Origin of the sequence: Bacillus sp. BS1807G30, from assembly GCF_040047675.1 — a bacterium.
Taxonomy (GTDB): Bacteria; Bacillota; Bacilli; order Bacillales; family Bacillaceae; genus Bacillus; species Bacillus altitudinis.
This window is the reverse complement of the sequence record NZ_CP157353.1, coordinates 3,453,347-3,473,205: the sequence shown is the minus strand read 5'-3', so window position 1 is coordinate 3,473,205 and position 19,859 is coordinate 3,453,347. Positions and strand designations below refer to the sequence as shown.

21 protein-coding genes and 1 riboswitch are annotated in these 19,859 nt (G+C 41.6%); of the genes, 13 read left to right on the top strand and 8 right to left on the bottom strand.

Annotated elements, in window-relative coordinates:
• Window positions 1–286 precede the first annotated feature (286 nt).
• Entirely contained in the window at window positions 287–1,378 is a 1,092-nt protein-coding gene (locus ABG082_RS17925; RefSeq protein ID WP_008345553.1) for a branched-chain amino acid aminotransferase, read from the bottom strand.
• Between the two features lie 359 nt (window positions 1,379–1,737).
• Here ABG082_RS17925 and ABG082_RS17920 point away from each other — a divergent pair, with 359 nt between their 5' ends.
• The 5 genes from ABG082_RS17920 (at window position 1,738) to ABG082_RS17900 (ending at window position 7,989) form a co-directional block, all read left to right on the top strand.
• Entirely contained in the window at window positions 1,738–3,165 is a 1,428-nt protein-coding gene (locus ABG082_RS17920; protein WP_348936339.1) for a right-handed parallel beta-helix repeat-containing protein, read from the top strand.
• A 117-nt stretch (window positions 3,166–3,282) separates the two neighbouring features.
• A riboswitch (SAM riboswitch) is annotated at window positions 3,283–3,392 on the top strand.
• A gap of 172 nt (window positions 3,393–3,564) precedes the next feature.
• On the top strand, window positions 3,565–4,683 hold the full coding sequence (locus tag ABG082_RS17915) for a sugar ABC transporter substrate-binding protein (protein ID WP_007497873.1): 1,119 nt from the start codon (window positions 3,565–3,567) through the stop codon (window positions 4,681–4,683).
• Window positions 4,684–4,755: 72 nt separating this feature from the next.
• Window positions 4,756–6,252, top strand: coding sequence for a sugar ABC transporter ATP-binding protein (locus ABG082_RS17910; RefSeq protein ID WP_348936338.1), 1,497 nt, complete (start codon window positions 4,756–4,758; stop codon window positions 6,250–6,252).
• Entirely contained in the window at window positions 6,249–7,262 is a 1,014-nt protein-coding gene (locus ABG082_RS17905) for an ABC transporter permease (protein WP_017368303.1), read from the top strand. The genes ABG082_RS17910 and ABG082_RS17905 overlap by 4 nt, the downstream gene beginning before the upstream one ends.
• Before the next feature lie 94 nt (window positions 7,263–7,356).
• The gene (locus ABG082_RS17900; RefSeq protein WP_007497867.1) at window positions 7,357–7,989 is read left to right on the top strand and encodes a GTP pyrophosphokinase family protein; all 633 of its coding nucleotides are present in this window, start codon (window positions 7,357–7,359) and stop codon (window positions 7,987–7,989) included.
• A gap of 51 nt (window positions 7,990–8,040) precedes the next feature.
• Here ABG082_RS17900 and ABG082_RS17895 read toward each other — a convergent pair whose 3' ends face one another.
• Both ABG082_RS17895 and ABG082_RS17890 read right to left on the bottom strand, forming a co-directional pair.
• Window positions 8,041–8,190 carry a hypothetical protein gene (locus ABG082_RS17895; RefSeq protein ID WP_017358698.1) on the bottom strand — a complete coding sequence of 50 codons (150 nt, stop codon included), beginning with the start codon at window positions 8,188–8,190 and terminating at the stop codon, window positions 8,041–8,043.
• A 19-nt stretch (window positions 8,191–8,209) separates the two neighbouring features.
• Window positions 8,210–9,295, bottom strand: coding sequence for a Rap family tetratricopeptide repeat protein (locus tag ABG082_RS17890; protein ID WP_254000875.1), 1,086 nt, complete (start codon window positions 9,293–9,295; stop codon window positions 8,210–8,212).
• Between the two features lie 529 nt (window positions 9,296–9,824).
• On the opposite strand from ABG082_RS17890, the gene ABG082_RS17885 reads away from it, so the two are divergent.
• The 3 genes from ABG082_RS17885 (at window position 9,825) to ABG082_RS17875 (ending at window position 12,029) form a co-directional block, all read left to right on the top strand.
• Complete coding sequence (locus ABG082_RS17885; protein ID WP_045033805.1) at window positions 9,825–10,589, top strand: transporter substrate-binding domain-containing protein; 765 nt, start codon at window positions 9,825–9,827, stop codon at window positions 10,587–10,589.
• Between the two features lie 70 nt (window positions 10,590–10,659).
• On the top strand, window positions 10,660–11,304 hold the full coding sequence (locus ABG082_RS17880; protein WP_007497860.1) for an amino acid ABC transporter permease: 645 nt from the start codon (window positions 10,660–10,662) through the stop codon (window positions 11,302–11,304).
• Window positions 11,301–12,029, top strand: coding sequence for an amino acid ABC transporter ATP-binding protein (locus ABG082_RS17875; protein ID WP_025208197.1), 729 nt, complete (start codon window positions 11,301–11,303; stop codon window positions 12,027–12,029). Before ABG082_RS17880 ends, ABG082_RS17875 begins: the two co-directional genes overlap by 4 nt.
• A gap of 87 nt (window positions 12,030–12,116) precedes the next feature.
• Here ABG082_RS17875 and ABG082_RS17870 read toward each other — a convergent pair whose 3' ends face one another.
• Window positions 12,117–12,500, bottom strand: a complete 384-nt coding sequence (locus ABG082_RS17870; RefSeq protein ID WP_008345541.1) for a VOC family protein — start codon at window positions 12,498–12,500, stop codon at window positions 12,117–12,119.
• 117 nt (window positions 12,501–12,617) lie between these two features.
• Between ABG082_RS17870 and ABG082_RS17865 the strand changes: the two genes are divergently transcribed.
• On the top strand, window positions 12,618–13,799 hold the full coding sequence (locus tag ABG082_RS17865; RefSeq protein WP_019743483.1) for a class I SAM-dependent rRNA methyltransferase: 1,182 nt from the start codon (window positions 12,618–12,620) through the stop codon (window positions 13,797–13,799).
• Between the two features lie 37 nt (window positions 13,800–13,836).
• On the opposite strand, the gene ABG082_RS17860 is transcribed toward ABG082_RS17865, so the two are convergent.
• Together ABG082_RS17860 and ABG082_RS17855 are read right to left on the bottom strand one after the other, a co-directional pair.
• On the bottom strand, window positions 13,837–14,517 hold the full coding sequence (locus ABG082_RS17860; RefSeq protein ID WP_007497850.1) for a CidB/LrgB family autolysis modulator: 681 nt from the start codon (window positions 14,515–14,517) through the stop codon (window positions 13,837–13,839).
• Window positions 14,511–14,894, bottom strand: coding sequence for a CidA/LrgA family holin-like protein (locus ABG082_RS17855; protein WP_008345527.1), 384 nt, complete (start codon window positions 14,892–14,894; stop codon window positions 14,511–14,513). Before ABG082_RS17855 ends, ABG082_RS17860 begins: the two co-directional genes overlap by 7 nt.
• A 165-nt stretch (window positions 14,895–15,059) precedes the next feature.
• Here ABG082_RS17855 and ABG082_RS17850 point away from each other — a divergent pair, with 165 nt between their 5' ends.
• The 4 genes from ABG082_RS17850 (at window position 15,060) to ABG082_RS17835 (ending at window position 17,952) form a co-directional block, all read left to right on the top strand.
• Window positions 15,060–15,947, top strand: coding sequence for a LysR family transcriptional regulator (locus tag ABG082_RS17850; protein WP_008345526.1), 888 nt, complete (start codon window positions 15,060–15,062; stop codon window positions 15,945–15,947).
• A gap of 17 nt (window positions 15,948–15,964) precedes the next feature.
• Window positions 15,965–16,789 carry a hydroxyethylthiazole kinase gene (thiM, locus tag ABG082_RS17845; RefSeq protein ID WP_348936337.1) on the top strand — a complete coding sequence of 275 codons (825 nt, stop codon included), beginning with the start codon at window positions 15,965–15,967 and terminating at the stop codon, window positions 16,787–16,789.
• On the top strand, window positions 16,776–17,465 hold the full coding sequence (gene thiE / locus ABG082_RS17840; RefSeq protein WP_191219021.1) for a thiamine phosphate synthase: 690 nt from the start codon (window positions 16,776–16,778) through the stop codon (window positions 17,463–17,465). The genes thiM and thiE overlap by 14 nt, the downstream gene beginning before the upstream one ends.
• 112 nt (window positions 17,466–17,577) lie before the next feature.
• Window positions 17,578–17,952 carry a nuclear transport factor 2 family protein gene (locus ABG082_RS17835; RefSeq protein ID WP_008345523.1) on the top strand — a complete coding sequence of 125 codons (375 nt, stop codon included), beginning with the start codon at window positions 17,578–17,580 and terminating at the stop codon, window positions 17,950–17,952.
• 30 nt (window positions 17,953–17,982) lie between these two features.
• On the opposite strand, the gene ABG082_RS17830 is transcribed toward ABG082_RS17835, so the two are convergent.
• Entirely contained in the window at window positions 17,983–19,521 is a 1,539-nt protein-coding gene (locus tag ABG082_RS17830; protein ID WP_041091531.1) for a cation acetate symporter, read from the bottom strand.
• Window positions 19,518–19,832 carry a DUF485 domain-containing protein gene (locus ABG082_RS17825; RefSeq protein WP_024719499.1) on the bottom strand — a complete coding sequence of 105 codons (315 nt, stop codon included), beginning with the start codon at window positions 19,830–19,832 and terminating at the stop codon, window positions 19,518–19,520. Before ABG082_RS17825 ends, ABG082_RS17830 begins: the two co-directional genes overlap by 4 nt.
• Window positions 19,833–19,859 lie beyond the last annotated feature (27 nt).

Genomic DNA, 19,859 nt, shown 5'->3' with positions numbered 1-19,859 from the left:
TATTGCGTAACCTCTTTCGCCTCACCTTTACAAAAGTAATGGAAAGAACAAAGATAGAAATTCCGAGAAACTTAAATAGAAAACGGGTGAAGAACGGTGAATCGTCGAAACCTGTAGCGATGATGATCGATCCGATGCAAATCCCAAAGAACGCAAGTAAATAAGTAAAAAACATACCATCACTCCTTAAGTGTGGAATAGATCCATATTTTCCATTATGAGGTAGTGGAGGAGATAAAGAAACAAAAAAAGAACCCTTCATCAAATGAAAGGTTCTTTCGCTTGCTTATGCCTGCTTGACAACCGAATCGACTTCTACTGTCCAGCCGAAGATGTCTGGCTGAGTTCCTTTTTGGATTCCGGTAATCGCTTCGTACAATTTCTTCGATACTTCACCTGTTTGACCATTTTGAATGACGTATGGCTGATCGTGATAAATTAATTCACCGACAGGAGAAATGACGGCTGCCGTTCCTGTTCCGAAGATTTCTTCAAGTTCACCTGATTGATGTGCTTCAATTAACTCATCAATTGAAATTTTACGTTCTGTTACAGGGATTTCCCAATGCTTTAACAGCTCAAGCACAGAATTCCGTGTGATCCCTTCTAAAATGCTGCCGTTCAGTTCAGGCGTCACGATTTCTCCGTTGATTTTAAAGAAGATATTCATACTGCCGACTTCTTCAATGTACTTTTTCTCGATGCCATCAAGCCACAGGACTTGTGAAAATCCTTTCGTTTCAGCAACTTGCTGTGCTTTCAGACTTGATGCATAGTTTCCAGCTGTTTTGGCATTTCCTGTTCCGCCTTTAACAGCGCGGACAAATTCGTTTTCCACCGCAATTTTGACCGGATGGATGCCTTCTTTATAATAAGAACCTACTGGAGATAAAATGATGATCAGCTTGTAGGTGCTTGACGGTGCAACACCTAAATAGGGCTCAGTAGAAATAATGAATGGTCGAATATACAAAGAAGTGCCCTCTGCATCAGGTACCCAATCCTTATCAATGCGAATGAGTTCATTTAAGCCTTCTAAAACCGTTTCTGTATCAATTTGCGGGATACATAGGCGGTCATTTGATCTGTTTAAGCGTTCCATATTTTTTTCAGGACGGAATAAGAGAATCTTTTGATCCTCAGACACATACGCCTTCAAGCCTTCAAAAACAGATTGGCCATAATGATAAACCATAGAAGCTGGGTCCATTGGAATCGCCTGATAAGGAATAATTCTCGGATCATACCAGCCTTTATCAATTGAATAATCCATCACAAACATGTGGTCTGTGAAGATTTTTCCGAATTCAAGTTGATCAGATTGAGGTTTTGGTTTTTTTGTTGAACTAAGTTCAACGCGGATGGGTTGTTTTGGCATCGTAAATCTCCTTGCTGTTTGATTATTTGAAAATTCTAATAATATGAAATAATTATGATTCTATTCTATACCTTCAAAAAATATTAGCAATAGGTTTTCTGGAATTCAGACAAGAAAAATCTGTTAAAGCGCTTTCCTCCTCTCTGTCGTGGTTTTACTGAAGTTTCCCCTTAGAAATAAAATCCAATTTCGTTATTAACTGATTAATCTGACAATTTAAAAGCGATTTATTTTCCTGTAAGATATTCTTTCAACCATACACCTTTTGACTAGTACATTGCAAGGGGCATTGCCATATTTTAATCCTCTTTTTTTAAACCGATAAAGGTAGAAGAGAGTGGAAGGGAGCAAACAACGAGATGAAACGAATGATATCAGGTGCCTTTTTGATTTTATTGATGACCGCCATTAGTTTTGGCTGTCAAGCGATGACGGAGGAGGCTGGTGCGAAGCAAGGTACTGCCTATTACGTCGCAACAAATGGGAACGACAAACATCCAGGGACGAAGCAAAAGCCTTTCCGTACGCTGAAAAAAGCGGCAAGTATCGCGAAAGCTGGGACAACAGTTTATATGAGAGGCGGTACATACAAAGAGAAATTGATTGTCCGCCATTCTGGAACAAAGAAAGCACCAGTTGTTTTTCAAGCGTATGGAAAAGAGAAGCCTGTCATTAGCGGAGCATCTCTTAAAGGAAATCAAGCAGACGGTGGTCTTGTGAAGATTGATCAAAAAAGCTATGTCACCCTGAAAGGTTTGACAGTCGGTCATATTAAAACGAATCAAGAAGATGTGACACCCATCGGTATATTCATCACAGGCAGCGGAAAAGGCGTCAAACTGCTTAACAACCGTGTGTACGACATTCAGACGACACATCAAAATGGGAATGCTCATGGGATTGCGGTCTATGGAACGAAAGCACCAGCAGCCATTGAAGACATCGAAATCAAAGGAAACACTGTGGAAAAGTTAAAGCTGGGTTTTAGTGAAGCCCTTGTGCTAAACGGAAACGTTAAAAAATTCCGCGTGACACATAATACAGTCCGGCATACGGACAATATCGGGATTGATTTAATTGGTTTTGAGAATGTCGCACCTTCTAAAAAGTATGATCAAGTGAGAAATGGTGTCGTATCTAGAAACAAAGTTTATGAGATTACGAGTGTTGGGAATCCAGCGTACGGTAAGGACATCTCCGCAGGAGGAATTTATGTGGATGGCGGGAAAGACATCGTGATCGATCATAACATCAGCCATCATAATGACCTTGGGATTGAGGTCACAAGTGAACATAAAGGGAAGACGGCCGAACGCATTCGCATTGAGCACAATCAAGTATATTTAAACCGTTATACAGGCATCTCAATTGGCGGATATGACAAGAAGCGCGGCGGAACCACAAACACAACCATCTCCCATAACATTTTGTACAAAAATGACACAGCCGGCTTAGAAGGCGGTCAATTGCTGATGCAATATCAATCGGTGAACAATCGAATCACGAATAATATCATGACAGCCAGTGCTTCGCATTATTTAGTCGTGAATCTCTACGAAGTGAACAAGAAGAATACATTCCAAAAGAATGTCTACGATGACCGCAAAGGTGCAAAAGCCTCTCAGTGGGTATGGCGCGAGAAATGGATGGAAGGCTACAAAACGTATCGCTCGAAAAGCGGTCAAGATAAAGGATCAGCACACCTCAATCCCCAATTTGTGAATGAGAAAAAATATGATTTCCGTCTTAAGGCATCATCACCTGCTAAGAAAATCATCGGCAGTTAAACAAGGCATTCGGTGCAAATGATCATTTTAGAAATTTTCAAAAAAGTCATTGACATTGATGAGACATCACATTAAAGTAAAGAAGACATTTCAACTAAAACAAATTTCATAACGGATCTCTTATCAAGAGAGGCAGAGGGACTGGCCCTATGACGCCCAGCAACCGTTTCTATCTAAGAAATTGGTGCTAATTCCTGCAAAGCTGTTACAGCTTTGACAGATAAGAGAGGAAGACTTCCCGATACATGTTTCATGCAACGGTGATCAAGCCTCTCTTTATCAAGAGAGGCTTTTTTGATCTCTTTTTTTAGAATCAAAAGACTGGGTTCACAGGCATATTTCCACTTTTTTACCTAGTTTTCCGATGTGAAAAATAAAACAACTTGAGGAGGAACAGCAATGAAACGTAAATATTGGACATCATCTCTTGTATTATTGACGGTCCTGACCGTGCTATTATCTGGCTGCGGTACGGGATCAAGCGCAGGCTCAAAAGCCAATGCAAACGAAAAGGTCTCCTTTGACAATGTCCCGAAGCGATTTGCAAAAGGACAGGGAGCAAAAATTAAAGTCATCCGTAAAATTGGCGGGGACGATCATACCGCTCAGTTTTTAGCAGGAACGAAGGCAGAAGGGGAAGCGCTAGGCTTTACAGTAGATGTCTACACGGCAAATGGTGATACGGCGAAGTTTCATGATGCCATTTCTCAAGCACTAGAAGAAAACTATGATGGCTTTATCATCTCTCATGGGGATGATGAGGCGACAGTCGCTGATGTGAAGAAGATCACGGCGAAAGGCATTCCAGTTGTGGCGTTTGATTCAAATCCGAAGCTGAAGGATATCAAAGGAGTCACAGTGACGTCTCAAGATGATGAACAATTAGCGAAAAAATCATTAGACGCGCTAGTGGCTGATTTTAAAGGGAAAGCAAATATTGCGTATCTTTGGGTAGACGGATTCCCTCCAATGGTGAGACGAAACAAGGTGTACCAAGAAACGCTCAAACAGCATACAGGAATCAAGGAACTTGACCGATTTGGCGTTGCGGCCTCTGATACATCAGTTCAAACACAAAATGCGGTTGCGGCTATGCTGAATAAATATCCAAAGGGTAAACTGGATGCGATTTTTGCCACGTGGGATGCATTTGCGATTGGTGCCGCAAGAGCTTTAAAAGAAGCAGGGAGAACCGAAGTGAAGATATACGGTATTGATGTATCTAATGCCGATCTCCAAGAAATGACTGCGAAAGACAGTCCTTGGAAGTACACTGCCGCTGTCGATCCGAAGCTCATTGGTGCAATCGACGTAAGGATTCTTGCGAAGAAACTAGCTGGCGAGAAAACGCCATCTTCCTATGACCTTGAGGCCTCTCTCATTTCACAAAAGCAGCTTCAGGATGCAGGAAAGGCCATCAATATGGTCAATCTTGCAGATGAAGTAAAAGGATTCGGTTCATCGACTGCTTTTGAAGAAGACTGGATGAAGACCTTGAAGAAGCATTATGCAAAATAAACAACGTGCACTCTCTTTTCATAGAGGGTGTTTCGTTTTTCAATTGACGATCAGGAGAGAAGGAGGACACCTATGACAACGCCGCTTGTTCATATGAAAAACATTTCGATTGAATTCCCAGGAGTCAAAGCGTTAGATCAAGCAAATTTCACATTAAAAAGAGGCACAGTCCATGCCCTGATTGGGGCTAACGGTGCTGGGAAGTCAACGTTAATGAAAGTTCTCTCTGGTGCTCATTCACATTTTGAAGGAACCATCCACATCAATGGCGAGTCGGCGACCATTCATACTCCGAAGGATGCGGCCTCATACGGTGTGCAGACCGTCCATCAAGAAGTGGATACAGCTCTAGTGCCTTATTTAAGTGTTGGCGAAAATATGATGATCCATGAAATTGAGAAAAAACCATTCGTCCGCTGGAAAGAGATTCACCGCAAGGCAGGACAGCTGTTAAAAGAGATGGACATTGACATCTCGACGAAGCGTCTTGTGAGTGATTTGACACTGGCAGAAAAACAAATGGTGCTCATTGCCAAGGCTGTGTCGATCAAATGCAGCATTTTAATTTTAGATGAACCAACCGCTCCACTTAGTCATGCAGAAACAAGCAAGCTATTCTCAATGATTCTTCAATTGAAAAAGAACGGCACAGGCATCATTTTTATCTCGCATCGCATGCCAGAAATTTTCAACATCTGTGATGAACTGACTGTGATGAAGAATGGAACCGATGTGGCGGCGCACCTCATTAAAGAAACCGATCCAAAGCAGGTCATTGAAGAAATGCTTGGCGCGCCATTAGAGGATCAATTCCCATTCCGTTCACCGCTTGAGGATGCACCGATTGTGCTTGACGTGAAAGAGTTGCATGACCAGCATAAATTAAACAACATTCATCTTCATGTGAAAAAAGGAGAAATTCTCGGGATTGCAGGACTAGTCGGTGCTGGTAAAACAGAATTGTGCAAAGCCCTATTCGGCGCCTCAGAAAAAAAGTCAGGCACTGTGCAGCTGCATGGTCAAACCATTCATATCAAGTCGCCTCATCACGCCGTGAGAGCGGGTATTGCCCTTGTGCCTGAGGAACGGAGAAAAGAAGGGATTCTAACAGAAGAAACTGTTGGATGGAACGTAACAGCTGCAAGTCTACGTTCGTTTACACGGCCGTTCAGCTTCTTACATCGTTCTAAGGAACGGAAGGCAGCAGATGGAATCGTCAAGCGGCTTGGCGTCAAGACACCTTCTCTTGAAGCGAAGGTGAAGCATCTATCTGGTGGAAATCAGCAAAAGATTGCGATTGGAAAATGGCTGTTGGCTGAGGCGGATGTCTATCTCTTTGATGAACCAACCAAAGGTGTAGACGTTGGAGCAAAAAAGGACATTTTCTCTCTCATTGCAGAACTAGCTGAAAGAGGAAAAGCGGTTATTTATGCTTCAAGTGAGCTTTCAGAAATTGCAGGAATGGCCGACCGAGTATACGTCTTATATGATGGCAGCATTGCCCGGGAAATGACGGCACCAATGACTGAAGAAGAGCTTTTATATCATTCAACAGGAGGACAATCATGAGTGAACGACAAGTTTCAGCCCCAGTTCAACAAATCAAGAAACAGCGGCCATCCTTTCATCTGTTTGATTTCTTTTATCAATATGGCACCATCTTAACGATTGTCGTATTGATTGTTGTCTTTGCGGCAGCCAATCCGGCATTTTTACAGTCAGGAAATATCATCAATATTTTACGATCGATCTCGATTGTAACCATCATTGCAGTAGGGCTGACGATCTCACTAGCAGTGAATGGCTTTGATTTATCTGTAGGCTCAGTTGCTACGTTATCAAATGCAATTGTGATCTCCATGTTTGTATGGTTCTCGCAAAACCCACTCATTGCGATCCTTTCTGCGCTGGCGGCTTCTCTTATTGTCGGTTTGCTGAATGCTTGGATGATTGTCAAAATGAAGATTCCAGATATGCTCATGACACTAGCCATGATGTTTATCATTCAAGGGCTGGCACAAACCTATACGAAAGGTGCGACCATTTCTGAAAATATGGTGCTGCCTGATGGCACTTTTTCAACTGGCACCATCCCTGCCTTTTTCAGCAAGATTGGGCAGGTACCCTATATCATTTTGATTATGGCGGCCATTGTGCTTTTTGCACATGTTTTTATGACTTACACAAAGCATGGGCGATTGATGTATATCATTGGTGGAAATAAAGAAGCCGCTCGATTATCTGGTATTCATGTGAACAAATACAAAATCGCAGCATATCTGTTGTCTGCCTTATTTGCGGCGATCGGTGGTATCGTGCTGGCATCAAGGGTGATGACAGCAGAAATTAACGCAGGAACGCCATATTTAATGGATGGGGTAGCTGCTGCTTTTATTGGGTTTTCAGTCATGGGAGCAGGTAAACCAAACGCATTCGGTACGTTTATTGGTGCGGTGCTCATCGGTATTTTGCAAAATGGACTTGTGATGATGTCTGTCCCGTATTATGCAATGGATATCGTGAAAGGATCTGTGCTTGCACTGGCACTCGCGCTGACTTATTACAAACAACGGGGGTAAGATGTACTTTTTTAAAACCATTTGCGTTCTCTCTCCGTCTAGTAAACGGAAAGCAGTGTAACAGCTGTTTGCCAAAAGGAGATGACAAAAAGAAATGAATATGTCAGCAACTCATGTAGAAGATTTGAAAAGTGTCATGGAAGACTGGAAAAATGAATTATTAGTATATAAATTTGCATTAGATGAAATGGATACAAAGTTTTCGATTATTAGTCAGGAATATAATTTAATCCATGGACACAACCCAATAGAGCATACAAAATCACGGATCAAATCCTTTGAAAGCATCGTGAATAAACTAGCGAGAAAAGGATGTGACATCACCACACAATGTGCCAAGGAGTACATACATGATATCGCTGGTGTCCGCATCATCTGCTCGTTTATTCAAGATATCTATAACATTATTGATGTTCTGAGGCAAAGAGAGGATTTAAAGATCCTTGAAGTGAAGGATTATATTCAGCATCCGAAACCAAATGGCTATCGAAGTCTTCATTTAATTGTTGAAATTCCTGTTTACTTAACGAATCGTGTGGAGCATGTGAAGGTTGAAATTCAGGTGCGGACCATTGCGATGGATTTCTGGGCGAGTCTCGAACATAAAATCTATTATAAACTGCAAAACGATGTTCCTCATCAGCTCACCGATGAACTAAAGGAAGCGGCAGATATCGCTCACTACTTAGATGAAAAAATGCAAAATATCAAACGAGAAATTGATTAACCAATAAAAAAGAGTAGCTGTTTTGAATGACAGCTACTCTTTTTAGTCTTATTAAGGGTTGGTGCCTCGATCTCTCTTTTGAATAATCGTACCGTCATCTTGCGATTGTGCAGACTGGCTCTCTTTTTGAGTAGAAGTGCCAATCAAAACACCTGTAATCAAGAACGTAAAAATCGCACTTGAGATCAGCCATTTTTTCATCATACATCACTCCATCTTCTTAACAAGTTTTGAATGACAACGCCTTGTTCTGAAAATAAATCGCTTCTTTCGGAAGACCATTTTCAGTTAAGTAGGCGGCTACATCCTGACAGATAGCCTCAAGATCAACAAGGAAATTCATAGATTCTAATTGATCACAATAAGAAATGATCTGCTCAATCATGTTGTTTGGTTGGAGCATCAATGTTTCTAAAATGGATAATTTAAGTGAAATGTTTCGTTGTTTTAAATTTTCTGCTTTTTGAAGTGAAAGCTGTACATAATAGTGGAACAAACCAGGCTTTTTCAGCTTAAACAGCGCTTTCGTGTAGGCATACAAGGCCAGTAAATAGCCGCCTGGGGAAGAAGTTTCGAATGACTCAATCAATAAAGCTTTTTCTAGGAGCGGCACAGCTTCACTGTATTCATTTCTTAGACTTTTAATAAAAGCTGCATTGCAATACGCGTGGCCAAGTAAATCCGGATCCTCCATCTGTTCTAGTGAGTAAATCACCTGTTGAAACAAAGTTTCTGCCTCATCATATTTAGATTGATCCGCATAATTCAGAGCAAGCATCATTTGACAGCTGATTGATTTTTTCACATAACATGGATCTGCGTCGTAAATAGACGAAGCCTTTTTTAAGTGGTGGATGGAGAGAAGTGTGGATCTTATATTATAGTATAGACATCCTGTTTTATAATGGAATTCTGCCTTTTCAATGTCATCATGTACGAGATCTAATTTATCCTCGGCCAATTTCAAATGGTGAAATGCTGTATCTTGATTCCCTCTGCGCATTTCATACATGCCTTTAAAGAAATAGAAATAGTAGCTGAGCATATCATCTGTACGAATCGCATTTTCATCCACAAAAAGACTGTGATCTAACGAAGCTGTATCTTCGACTAAATCTTTGAAACGGTATTCTAAAAGTTGATAGTAGAGTAAGACATCTTGATTCTCTTCCATTCGATCAAATGCTTGAAGAATCTCTTCTTTTAGCTGTATTGCTTCTTGTATGTCTCTTTTTTTCATCAAGACATACCAGTCATTTAGCATATTTGCTACATCAACGGATGACAAAACACCTGTTTCTTCCAATTGGTATCCTCCTTTCTTCACCTATTCATTTCTGCTGATTCTTATTTGTCTGAATCATCTTTCCATATTAAGTATCTTCTTATATTTTAAGCGGTCTATCTCAATTTGTAAAACATGTTTTTTGATGTAAATTCAACCAGTAGTGAAAAAAATAGGGAGTAGTGATCTAATTGTATACGCTTACATTTTTTTAGGTAAAAAGAGGATGTTCAAAAAAATATATCAGGATATCAATAGAGGAAGAGAGACAGTGAAAGAGGGTTTTTTCATAGGTGAGAAAGAAGTGGTATTTATAAAGGAGTGTTCGCGGTTTTTTGTGAGATTATATCACATGAATATTGTGAAACATGCTTCTTTCAGAATAAAATGAGTTATTCGCAAAAAAGTAAAATTTAAAGAGACTATCGATCTAGAATTGTATGGATCTTTGGTATTGATAAAAAATATCACACAGTATAGCTTTAGCGTGGTATAGTAAGATTGTTGTTGCGAATATTTAGACAAAACTGACAATTGGGGGTCGTGTTTTATGAAGAAATCGATGTTACTGATCATGGGACTAATTGTTGTGCTCGTCATGGCAGCCTGTGGTTCAAAATCGGACAGCGGTTCGGGAGAAGGCAAAGGCACATATAAAATCGGGATAGATACAACATATCCGCCATTTGAATTTGAAAAGGGCGGTAAATATGAGGGAATAGACGTTGATTTAATTAACGCAATTGCAAAAGACCAAGACTTCAAAGTGAAGCTTGAAGCAATGGATTTCTCAGGGATCATTCCAGCGATGCAAGCAGGTCAGCTTGATGTTGGAATGGGTGGTATGAGTATTACAGATGAGCGTAAAAAGAAAGTGGATTTTTCAGATCCATACTTCGACGCTGGTCTGACAGTTGTTGTGAAAAAGGACAGCAGCATCAAATCGATTGATGATTTAAAGGGGAAAAAGCTAGCTGTTAAAAATGGGACAACAGGTGCAAAATTTGCATCAGATAACGCAGACAAATATGGGTATGAAGTAGTTCAATTCAATGACAGTCCATCTATGTTCCAAGAAGTATCTAATGGAAATGCAGATGCTTTAATTGAGGATTATCCTGTCATTACGTATGCGATCGCACAGCAAGACTTGAAATTGAAAACAGTTGGAGACCGCTTGAATGGCGACCAATACGGGATCTCAGTCATGAAGGGGAAAAATCAGGACTTATTGAAGAAAATCAATAAAGGGCTGGAAAACCTAAAGAAAAACGGTGAATATGACAAAATTATTGAGAAATATTTGAAGTCATAACACAAGCGAGGCGCGCTCAGAGCGCGCTTTCTTTATGTGTCAACCGTATGTGAATTAGGGAGGGAGAAACATGGATACGATTGTTAATGCATTTCCGTATTTAATGGATGGTTTGCAAACCACTTTATATATCTTTGTTGTTGCTATCATTTTAGGTTTTATCATCGGGTTGATTGTGGCGCTATTCCGCCTGTCACCATTTAAAATCTTGAACTTTATTTCACTCGTTTTTGTCAATGCCATTCGAGGTACGCCATTTATCGTACAGCTATTCTTCATTTATTTTGGGCTTAATACACTTGAATTCATTTCGCTTGATCGAGTGCCAGCAGGGATTATTACAGTAGCGATTAATGCAGGGGCTTATTTCTCAGAAATTATTCGTGCAGGGATTCAGTCCATTGATAAAGGACAAACAGAAGCCGCACGCTCTTTAGGATTCACAGGTGGACAAAACATGCGTTTTATCGTTCTTCCACAGGCATTCCGCCGTATGCTTCCAGCCATTACGAACCAAGCCATCATCAGTTTGAAGGACACCTCTCTCTTATCGATTATCGGTATTGCTGATATCATGCAGCGGGGACAAGTTCAAGCATCGGCTACATTTGATCCTTTGAATGTCTGGCTCATTGTCGGTGTCATTTATTTCGTGATCATTTATTTACTTTCTCTACTGGCTAGCTACGCAGAAAGGAGATTTGATGTGAAATGAGTATGATTACGGTGAAAAACTTGAAGAAATCCTTTGGTGATAACGAAGTCTTAAAGGATATTAATGCAGTCATCGAGGAAAAAGAGGTTGTATGTGTCATTGGTCCTTCAGGATCAGGGAAAAGCACATTTCTAAGATGTCTCAATAAATTAGAGGATATTACGGCTGGGGAAGTTGTTGTCCACGGACATACGATTACAGACCCAAAAGTGAATATCAATAAAGTACGACAAGAAGTTGGCATGGTGTTTCAGCACTTTAATTTATTTCCTCATAAAACCGTGTTAGAAAATATCACGATCGCACCGGTGAAAGTAAAAGGGATGGAGAAGAAAGCCGCAGTCGATAAAGCATTAGACTTGCTTGAAAAGGTCGGCTTGAAAGACAAGGCCAAAAGTTACCCTAACCAATTATCTGGTGGACAAAAACAGCGTGTTGCCATTGCAAGAGCCTTGGCGATGGACCCGAAAGTGCTCTTATTCGATGAGCCGACATCTGCTCTTGACCCTGAGGTCGTTGGGGATGTTTTAGCTGTTATGAAACAATTAGCAGTCGAAGGAATGACGATGATTGTCGTCACACATGAAATGGGCTTTGCAAGAGAAGTGGGAGATCGCGTGATCTTTATGGATGGCGGATATATCGTCGAAGAAGACAAACCAGAAGCACTCTTTGGAAACCCTCAGCATGAGCGTACCAAATCATTTCTTAGTAAGGTGCTATAAAAAAAGAGTAAGAGCAGGTATGCTCTTACTCTTTTTCTTTTGTGACGAGAATGAATATACCGATTCGCATGCATTTCCTAGGAAATATTATCGCTGGAAGAACTCAATCCACTCTTGGTCTGGCCCTCGGAAAAAGAAGTAGCAATAGCCATTGGGCAATGTTGTGATTTCTTCATCTATTAGCTCAATTTGCAGCTTTTGAATACGGTTGAATTCAGCGTGAATATTATCTGTTGTGAAGGCGAGATGGTGGACCTTTCCTTCAGATGGAAGGTCACTGCTATACCCTTGAATGAGTTCAATTTCCGTTTCCGCTTCGTCTTTAAAGCCAAGAAAGGCAAGTTCAATGACTCCGTTTGTATGAGTGATGCGATCCTTTAATTTCATGCCCACCACTTTTTCATAAAAATCAATGGACTGATCAATATTTGTCACCATAATCCCTGTATGATCTAAGCGTAATGTTGTCAAAAAAGAGCCTCCTCTATGTCGAGTTGATATTTTTCTCCTCATCTTATCATAATAGAAGTAACGTATACATTCATATGGTAGGATAGAGAGAGTCAATTTAGGATAAGGATGACACAAATGAAAAAAATCTCATTAAAACAAACATTTGCAGAACAAGTGAAAAAGGGATATCCGCTTATTTCAAAAGATGCTGTGTCGCGTGTGAACGGTGTACAGGAAGGCGAGCTCATTGAATGGGTAGATGAAAGAGGCTCTTTTTTAGGGAAAGGATATTATGGTGTGCAAAATAAAGGCATCGGTTGGGTGCTTTCCTTTGACGCTAACGAAAAAATAGATCAGGCCTTTTTTGTTTCTAAACTTGAACAGGCATCCAAAAGCAGAACGCATCTATTTCGTGATGCACAGACGACGGCTTTCCGTGTGTTCAATGGAGAAGGTGATGGAATTGGTGGAATCACGATTGATTATTATGATGGATTCTATCTCATCCAATGGTATAGCGAAGGTGTTTATACATTAAAAGAAGATGTATTGGCTGCGATTGAGCAGGTGTACCCTGACTATAAAGGCATTTATGAAAAGAAACGATTTGATACGTCTGGACAATATATCGAAGATGACGATTTTGTAAAAGGGGAGAAAGGTGAATTTCCTCTTATCGTCAAAGAAAATGGGATGAACGTGGCGGTTTATCTAAATGATGGTGCGATGACAGGTATTTTCCTTGATCAGCGTCATGTGCGAAAAGCAATTCGAGATCGCTATGCAAAAGGAAAGACCGTCCTTAATACGTTCTCTTATACCGGCGCTTTCTCTGTAGCAGCAGCGCTTGGCGGGGCAAGCCGTACGACAAGTGTAGATGTTGCAAACCGCAGTTTGAAAAAAACATCCGAGCAGTTTGAAGTGAATGGCATTGATGTAGACGGGCAGGATATCAAAGTCATGGATGTCTTTAAATATTTCCCGTTTGCGGCGAAAAAAGGCTGGAGCTATGATGTTGTGATCTTGGACCCACCTTCCTTTGCACGAACGAAGAAACACACATTCAGTGCGGCGAAGGATTATAAGAAACTATTAAAAGAAGCCATCCAGATCACAGCTGAGAACGGCGTCATTGTGGCGTCAACCAATAGCAGTGCATTTGGGATGAAAAAGTTTAAAGGATTTATTGCACAGGCCTTTAAAGAATCTGGGAAAACGTATCGTATTCTTGAGGAATATACACTTCCTGAGGACTTCCGTACAACGAAAAATTATCCTGAGGGGAACTATTTAAAGGTTGTCTTCATCCAAGCATAAGAAAAAGCCATTTTCCGATAAGGGGAAATGGCTTTTTCTATAAGGCAAACGACATCAGGATAGGCGCTGCACATAATGTAATAATGGCCGAAATGATCATGGACACACTTGAGATCGTGCCTGAGACGGAGCTCAGTTCAAAGGCCTTCGATGTGCCTGCACCGTGTGCTCCTGTACCAAGCAGAACGCCCATTGCAATGTCATTATCAATGCGGAAATAACGGATAACCAATGGCCCAATGATTGAACCAAATAATGCTGTTAAAATGACGAATACAGCCGTAACGGACGGCATCCCGCCAATCATTTCAGACACACTCATTGCAACGGGTGTTGTGACGGACCTTGGGACGAGGCTCTCGATCAGACTCGTGTCCAAATGAAACAATTTAGCGATAAACGCTGTTGATAAAATCGCAACGATAGAACCGCAAGCCACATTCAAAATAATTTCTACTGCATGCTTCTTCAAAATATGAAAATACTTATATAAAGGAATGGCAAATGCCACAGTCGCAGGTTGAAGCATATTTGTCAGCCATTTTCCGCCTTGATTGTAAGCATCGTAAGGAATGTTCACGATTAACAGCAAGACCACAAGAACAACCGGTGTTACAAGTAAAGGGGAGACATAGACTTTCGGATGACGTTTATAAACCGCTTTTGATCCGAGATAGATCAGAATGGTTAAGATCAAAAATAGTCCACCAACTAACATAGCTTTTTTCGCTCCTTTCTTTTCGCAATCATCTGCGTCATCATGCCAGTCGAGAGCATGACCACAAAGGTACTAAGTAAAACCACAAGGACAATACTTGTGCCAGATTGAGAAAGTAATGTTCCGTAATCAATCACACCTACTGCTGAAGGGATAAAGAAGAGCAGCAGTTCTCCGAGCAGCCATACGGCGCCAAGTTCAATCCATTTTAATTTAATGATGTTAAAATGAAGTAATAAGAAAATGACAAGAATGCCTAAGATCGTGCCCGGAATTCTTAAATGCAAAAAGGCCGCCAGCACATTCATCAATTTCGCAAAAGCAAATAAAGCCATAATCTGAAGGGTAGCAATCAGCGACGTTTTGAGCAATTGCACTTTCTGTTCACTCCTTTTTCTATATAAATTGTTCACTGTTTCACAAAAACAACACAACGTTCTAATCGGTGAGCTTACTTTAAAGTGTACAGCACGTTCTATTATAGGTAAAATACATATATCGAATAGTTAGTATTCCTTTTGTCTATAGAAAGGGTGAACCATGTGGACATCAGACATTTAACATATTTCTTAGAAGTGGCACGGTTAAAGAGTTTTACGAAAGCATCGCAATCGCTCTATGTGTCACAGCCGACCATTTCCAAGATGGTCAAAAACCTAGAGGATGAGCTAGGTGTGCAGTTGTTTTACCGTAATGGCAGACAGGTTGAAATGACAGATGCTGGACAAACCATGTATACACAGGCGAGTGAAATCACACAATCCTTTCAGAACTTAACGAGTGAATTAAATGATTTAATGAATGTGAAAAAAGGACATATCCGAATAGGACTGCCGCCCATGATTGGATCAAGTTTTTTCCCAAATGTGATGGGGGAATTCCGCCAGCAGTATCCAGATGTCACCTTTCAATTGGTGGAGCACGGCTCCATTAAAGTAGAGGAAGGGGTAGAGGATGGATCATTAGATATTGGTGTCATTGTTCTGCCTGCAAATGATAAAATTTTTCATACATACACCATCATTAAAGAGAATATGAAGCTTGTCACCCATCCATCACATCCGATGGCAGGACGTGATGAGGTTCATTTGGCTGATTTAAAGGAAGAGTCTTTTATTTTCTTTCGAGAAGATTTCGTTCTGCACAGCCGAATCTTAAATGAATGTATGAATGCTGGATTCAGGCCGAACGTTATTTATGAAACGTCACAATGGGATTTCATCAGTGAAATGGTTGCTGAGAACCTTGGAATCGGGCTTCTGCCTGAACGGATTTGCCGTGATCTAGATCCTGATAAAGTGAGGATCATTTCCTTAAATCCGTCTATTCCGTGGCATTTGGGTGTCATTTGGCGAAAGGACCGCTACTTGTCTTTTGCTGCAAGAGAATGGTTAAAGCATACAAAATCCTATGTGTGGGATGCAGAGTAAAAGGGAGGACGATACAGATGAAATTAAGCTGCGTGTCTCATCTTTTGGAAAAGGTTCGAGCGGAAAATCCGCTTGTCCATAATATCACCAACCAAGTTGTGACGAACTTTACAGCGAATGGACTGCTTGCTTTAGGTGCTTCTCCAGTCATGGCAAACGCCAAAGAAGAAGTGGCAGAAATGGCGCAATTAGCGGATGCACTTGTGCTGAATATCGGTACACTAACAAAGGATACAGTGGAGGCAATGGTCATTGCTGGACAAGCGGCCAATGAAAAAGGTGTACCAGTTCTATTAGATCCTGTTGGTGTTGGTGCGACAACGTTTCGGACGAGTGCGGCGAAACAGCTGTTACAGCAAGTGGACATCACTGTTGTCAGAGGGAATGCTGCTGAAATGGCTCATTTAATTGGAGTGGAGGGCTGGCAGTCAAAAGGCGTTGATGCAAAAGGGGCAAATGGAGATGTATCGTCTTTAGCAAAGCAGGCGGCAAAAGCACTTCAAACCGTTGTGGCGATTACAGGGAAAGTGGATGTCGTGTCAGATGGAGAAGAGGTTCTGTCTATTCATAATGGACACGAATGGTTAACCAAGGTGACAGGGACCGGCTGTTTACTCACCTCTGTCATAGGGGCATTTTGTGCAACAGGGGAACGTCCAGTTCATGCGTCAGCATCAGCTCTGCTGTTTTATGGTGTCGCTGCAGAAAAGGCAGCTCAGCAGACAGATGAGAAAGGGCCAGGGACCTTTCAAATCGAATTGCTAAACGCGCTGTCCAATACAAATGGTCAAGATGTGATCACGTTAGGAAAAATAGGGGGAATTTTGCATGACGAAGGTTGATCAGCAGCTAATCAAACAGCAATTATCGGTTTATTTTATTATGGGAACAGCGAATACAAGCCGGCATCCGCTTGATGTGGTGAAAGAGGCCATTCAAGGCGGGATCACGATGTTTCAGTTTCGTGAAAAGGGTGAAGGTGCTCTGCAAGGTGAAGAAAAGAAAAAAATCGCTCGGCAGATTCAAGCACTTTGCCAAGAAGCGAATATCCCCTTTATCGTAAATGATGATGTACAGCTTGCAATCGATCTTGATGCAGATGGTGTCCATGTTGGGCAGGAAGATACACTTGCACAAGATGTACGGCAAAGAATCGGGAATAAAATATTAGGCGTGTCCACGCACAATCTAGATGAAGTGAGGCAAGCGATGAAGGACGGGGCAGATTACGTTGGGATGGGTCCAGTCTATCCTACAGAAACAAAAAAGGATACACGCAGTGTCCAAGGTGTTTCTTTAATCAACGAAGTACGTCAACACGGTCTTCACATTCCTATTGTGGGCATCGGCGGTATCACATATGAAAATGCGGCACCAGTCATCCAAGCGGGAGCCGATGGCATTAGCATCATTAGCGCCATTAGCCAAAGCGCTGATCCGAAAAAAGCTGCGGAAGAACTAACATCTCTCGTCGAGTCAGAGAAAGCAGCTCTTTCATCTCTAAAAGACATGGATTGACTCATCCATGTCTTTTCTACCTGCGTGAAAAATAGACAGAAGAGATACAATTGTGTACAATCTAATTGTTTGATTGTTTTCGAAATGACAGGTAAATAAAGGAGAATGAATCATGGAAGTGCTCGATACGTATTTTCGCCGATATGATGAAGCGGGAAAAGGGCAAGAGCAAATGAACGAATTGCTGGCATTGTTTTCTGATGATGTCATGATTGTCTTAAATGGTGCTGAAAAGCCTGGCATCCAAGCGTTCACACAGTTTTTGAACACATTTTTCCACGTACATGAAGACATTAAGCACATGTGGGATGGCTGGGTGAAACGAGAAGATGGGAAGTATGAAACAAACTGGGCTGTTTGCGGAAAGTTAACAGACGGTCGTGTATATACAGCAGAAGGCATTGATATTGCGGAGCTGGATGATCAAGGAAAGATCGTTTATTTAGAAAACGTCCCGAAAAACCCAGAGTTATTCCAGCGATATTAAAAAGCCGGCAGAGCAGCCGGCTTTTTCTCATCAATCTGTATCCATATGCATGCCTGTGTGTGCTTTTACTTGAATTTCTGTAAAGGTGTCTTCATCTGCTTTTTCAGAGGAGAAAATGGTGCCTAAGTAAGCCGCAAGGAATCCGAGCGGGATCGAGATAATCCCAGGGTTCGATAGTGGGATAAGCGGCTCTCCTGTGAAAATTGCTGCCCCTGATGGGTCCCAGACGCTTGGGCTGAGTGACACGATCAGGAGTGCGCTCAGAAGACCTGTTAAGCTTCCTGCGATAGCACCTGTTGAGTTAAATCGTTTCCAAAAGACAGTGAAGATAATCAACGGTAAATTCGCACTTGCTGCCACTGCGAAGGCAAGTGACACAAGAAAAGCAACGTTTAAAGATTGCGCAAATAATGCAAGAATGATGGAAAGGATGGCCACGCCGATGGAAGCAAAGCGTGCCGCCTTCACCTGTTCCCGTTCACTCGCTTTTCCTTTGCGGATAATCTGGCTATAAAAATCATGGGCAAAGGCAGACGCGGCGGATAAAACAAGACCGGTCACCACTGCTAAAATGGTCGCAAAGGCAATAGCGGAAACAAAGGCAAATAATAAATCTCCTCCAAGCGCTTGGGCGAGTAGTGGAGCGGCCATGTTTCCTGCTGCATCGGCTGCCGTGATCGCTTCTGTTCCGACAAAAGCAGCGGCACCGAAGCCGAGGAAAACCGTCATTAAATAAAAAATCCCGATGATCCACGTAGCGGATAGAACAGATTTACGCGCAGAAATGGCATCCTTTACCGTATAAAAACGGATCAAAATGTGCGGCAAACCTGCTGTTCCTAGCACAAGGGCAAGGTTCAGAGACAGGGTCTCTAAAGGCACATCATATTTATTTCCCGGGTGAAGAAAAGCTTCACCAAGCGGGGTCGCTGTTTTCATCTGCTCAAACATCTTCAGCAGGCTAAAATCAAACTTGGCAAACACAAGCAGCGAAATAATCAGCGTGCCCAGCATGAGAAGCACAGCTTTCGTGATCTGTACCCAGCTGGTGGCGATCATGCCGCCAAACACGACATAAATAGTCATCAAGACACCTACGATCAGCACCGCAATCCAGTAATCAATGCCAAGAAGCAGCTTAATTAATGCACCTGCCCCAACAAGCTGTGCAATCATATAAAAAGTTGAGACTGTGATTGTGTTAAATGCGGCTACCCCTCGAATGGCAGGACGCTTAAATCGTGCAGCAATCATATCAGCCATCGTATATTTTCCTAGATTTCGAAGCGGTTCAGCCACGACATAAAGGACGACAAGATACGCTACAAGAAAGCCAATACTATAGAAAAAGCCGTCAAATCCATTTAAGGCGATCATGCCGGCGATCCCTAAAAATGAAGCAGCAGACATATAGTCCCCGGCGATGGCAAGGCCATTTTGAAATCCAGTCAGTCCGCCGCCTGCGGTGTAAAAATCACTCGCATTGCTTGTTTTTTTCGCAGCAAAATACGTGATGACCAATGTGAGACCTACGATCGCTATGAATAAAATAAAAGCGGTCATACTCATTCGTCATCACCTCTTGATTCAACTTTTAAAGCGCTTACATATTTGTCAAACTGAGCTGCTTTTTTTGCATAAAGCCCACATAAAACCCATGTCATCACAAATTGCGTGAGGGCAAATAACCAAGCCCACGTGATCGCTCCAATTGCTGGCGTGTTCAAAAAGGTGAAGTAGGATGTAGCAACCGGAAGTGAAAAGTAAAAGAGAAAAAAGAAAATCGTCATCGGTACGATAAATCTGCGTTTTTCCTCAAGAAGTTTTCGAAAATCCTTTGAAGCGGCAACCTTCTTATAATGAACGTTTTTGTCTGCCATTGTTTCCTCCTTTGTACGAATTAGGGA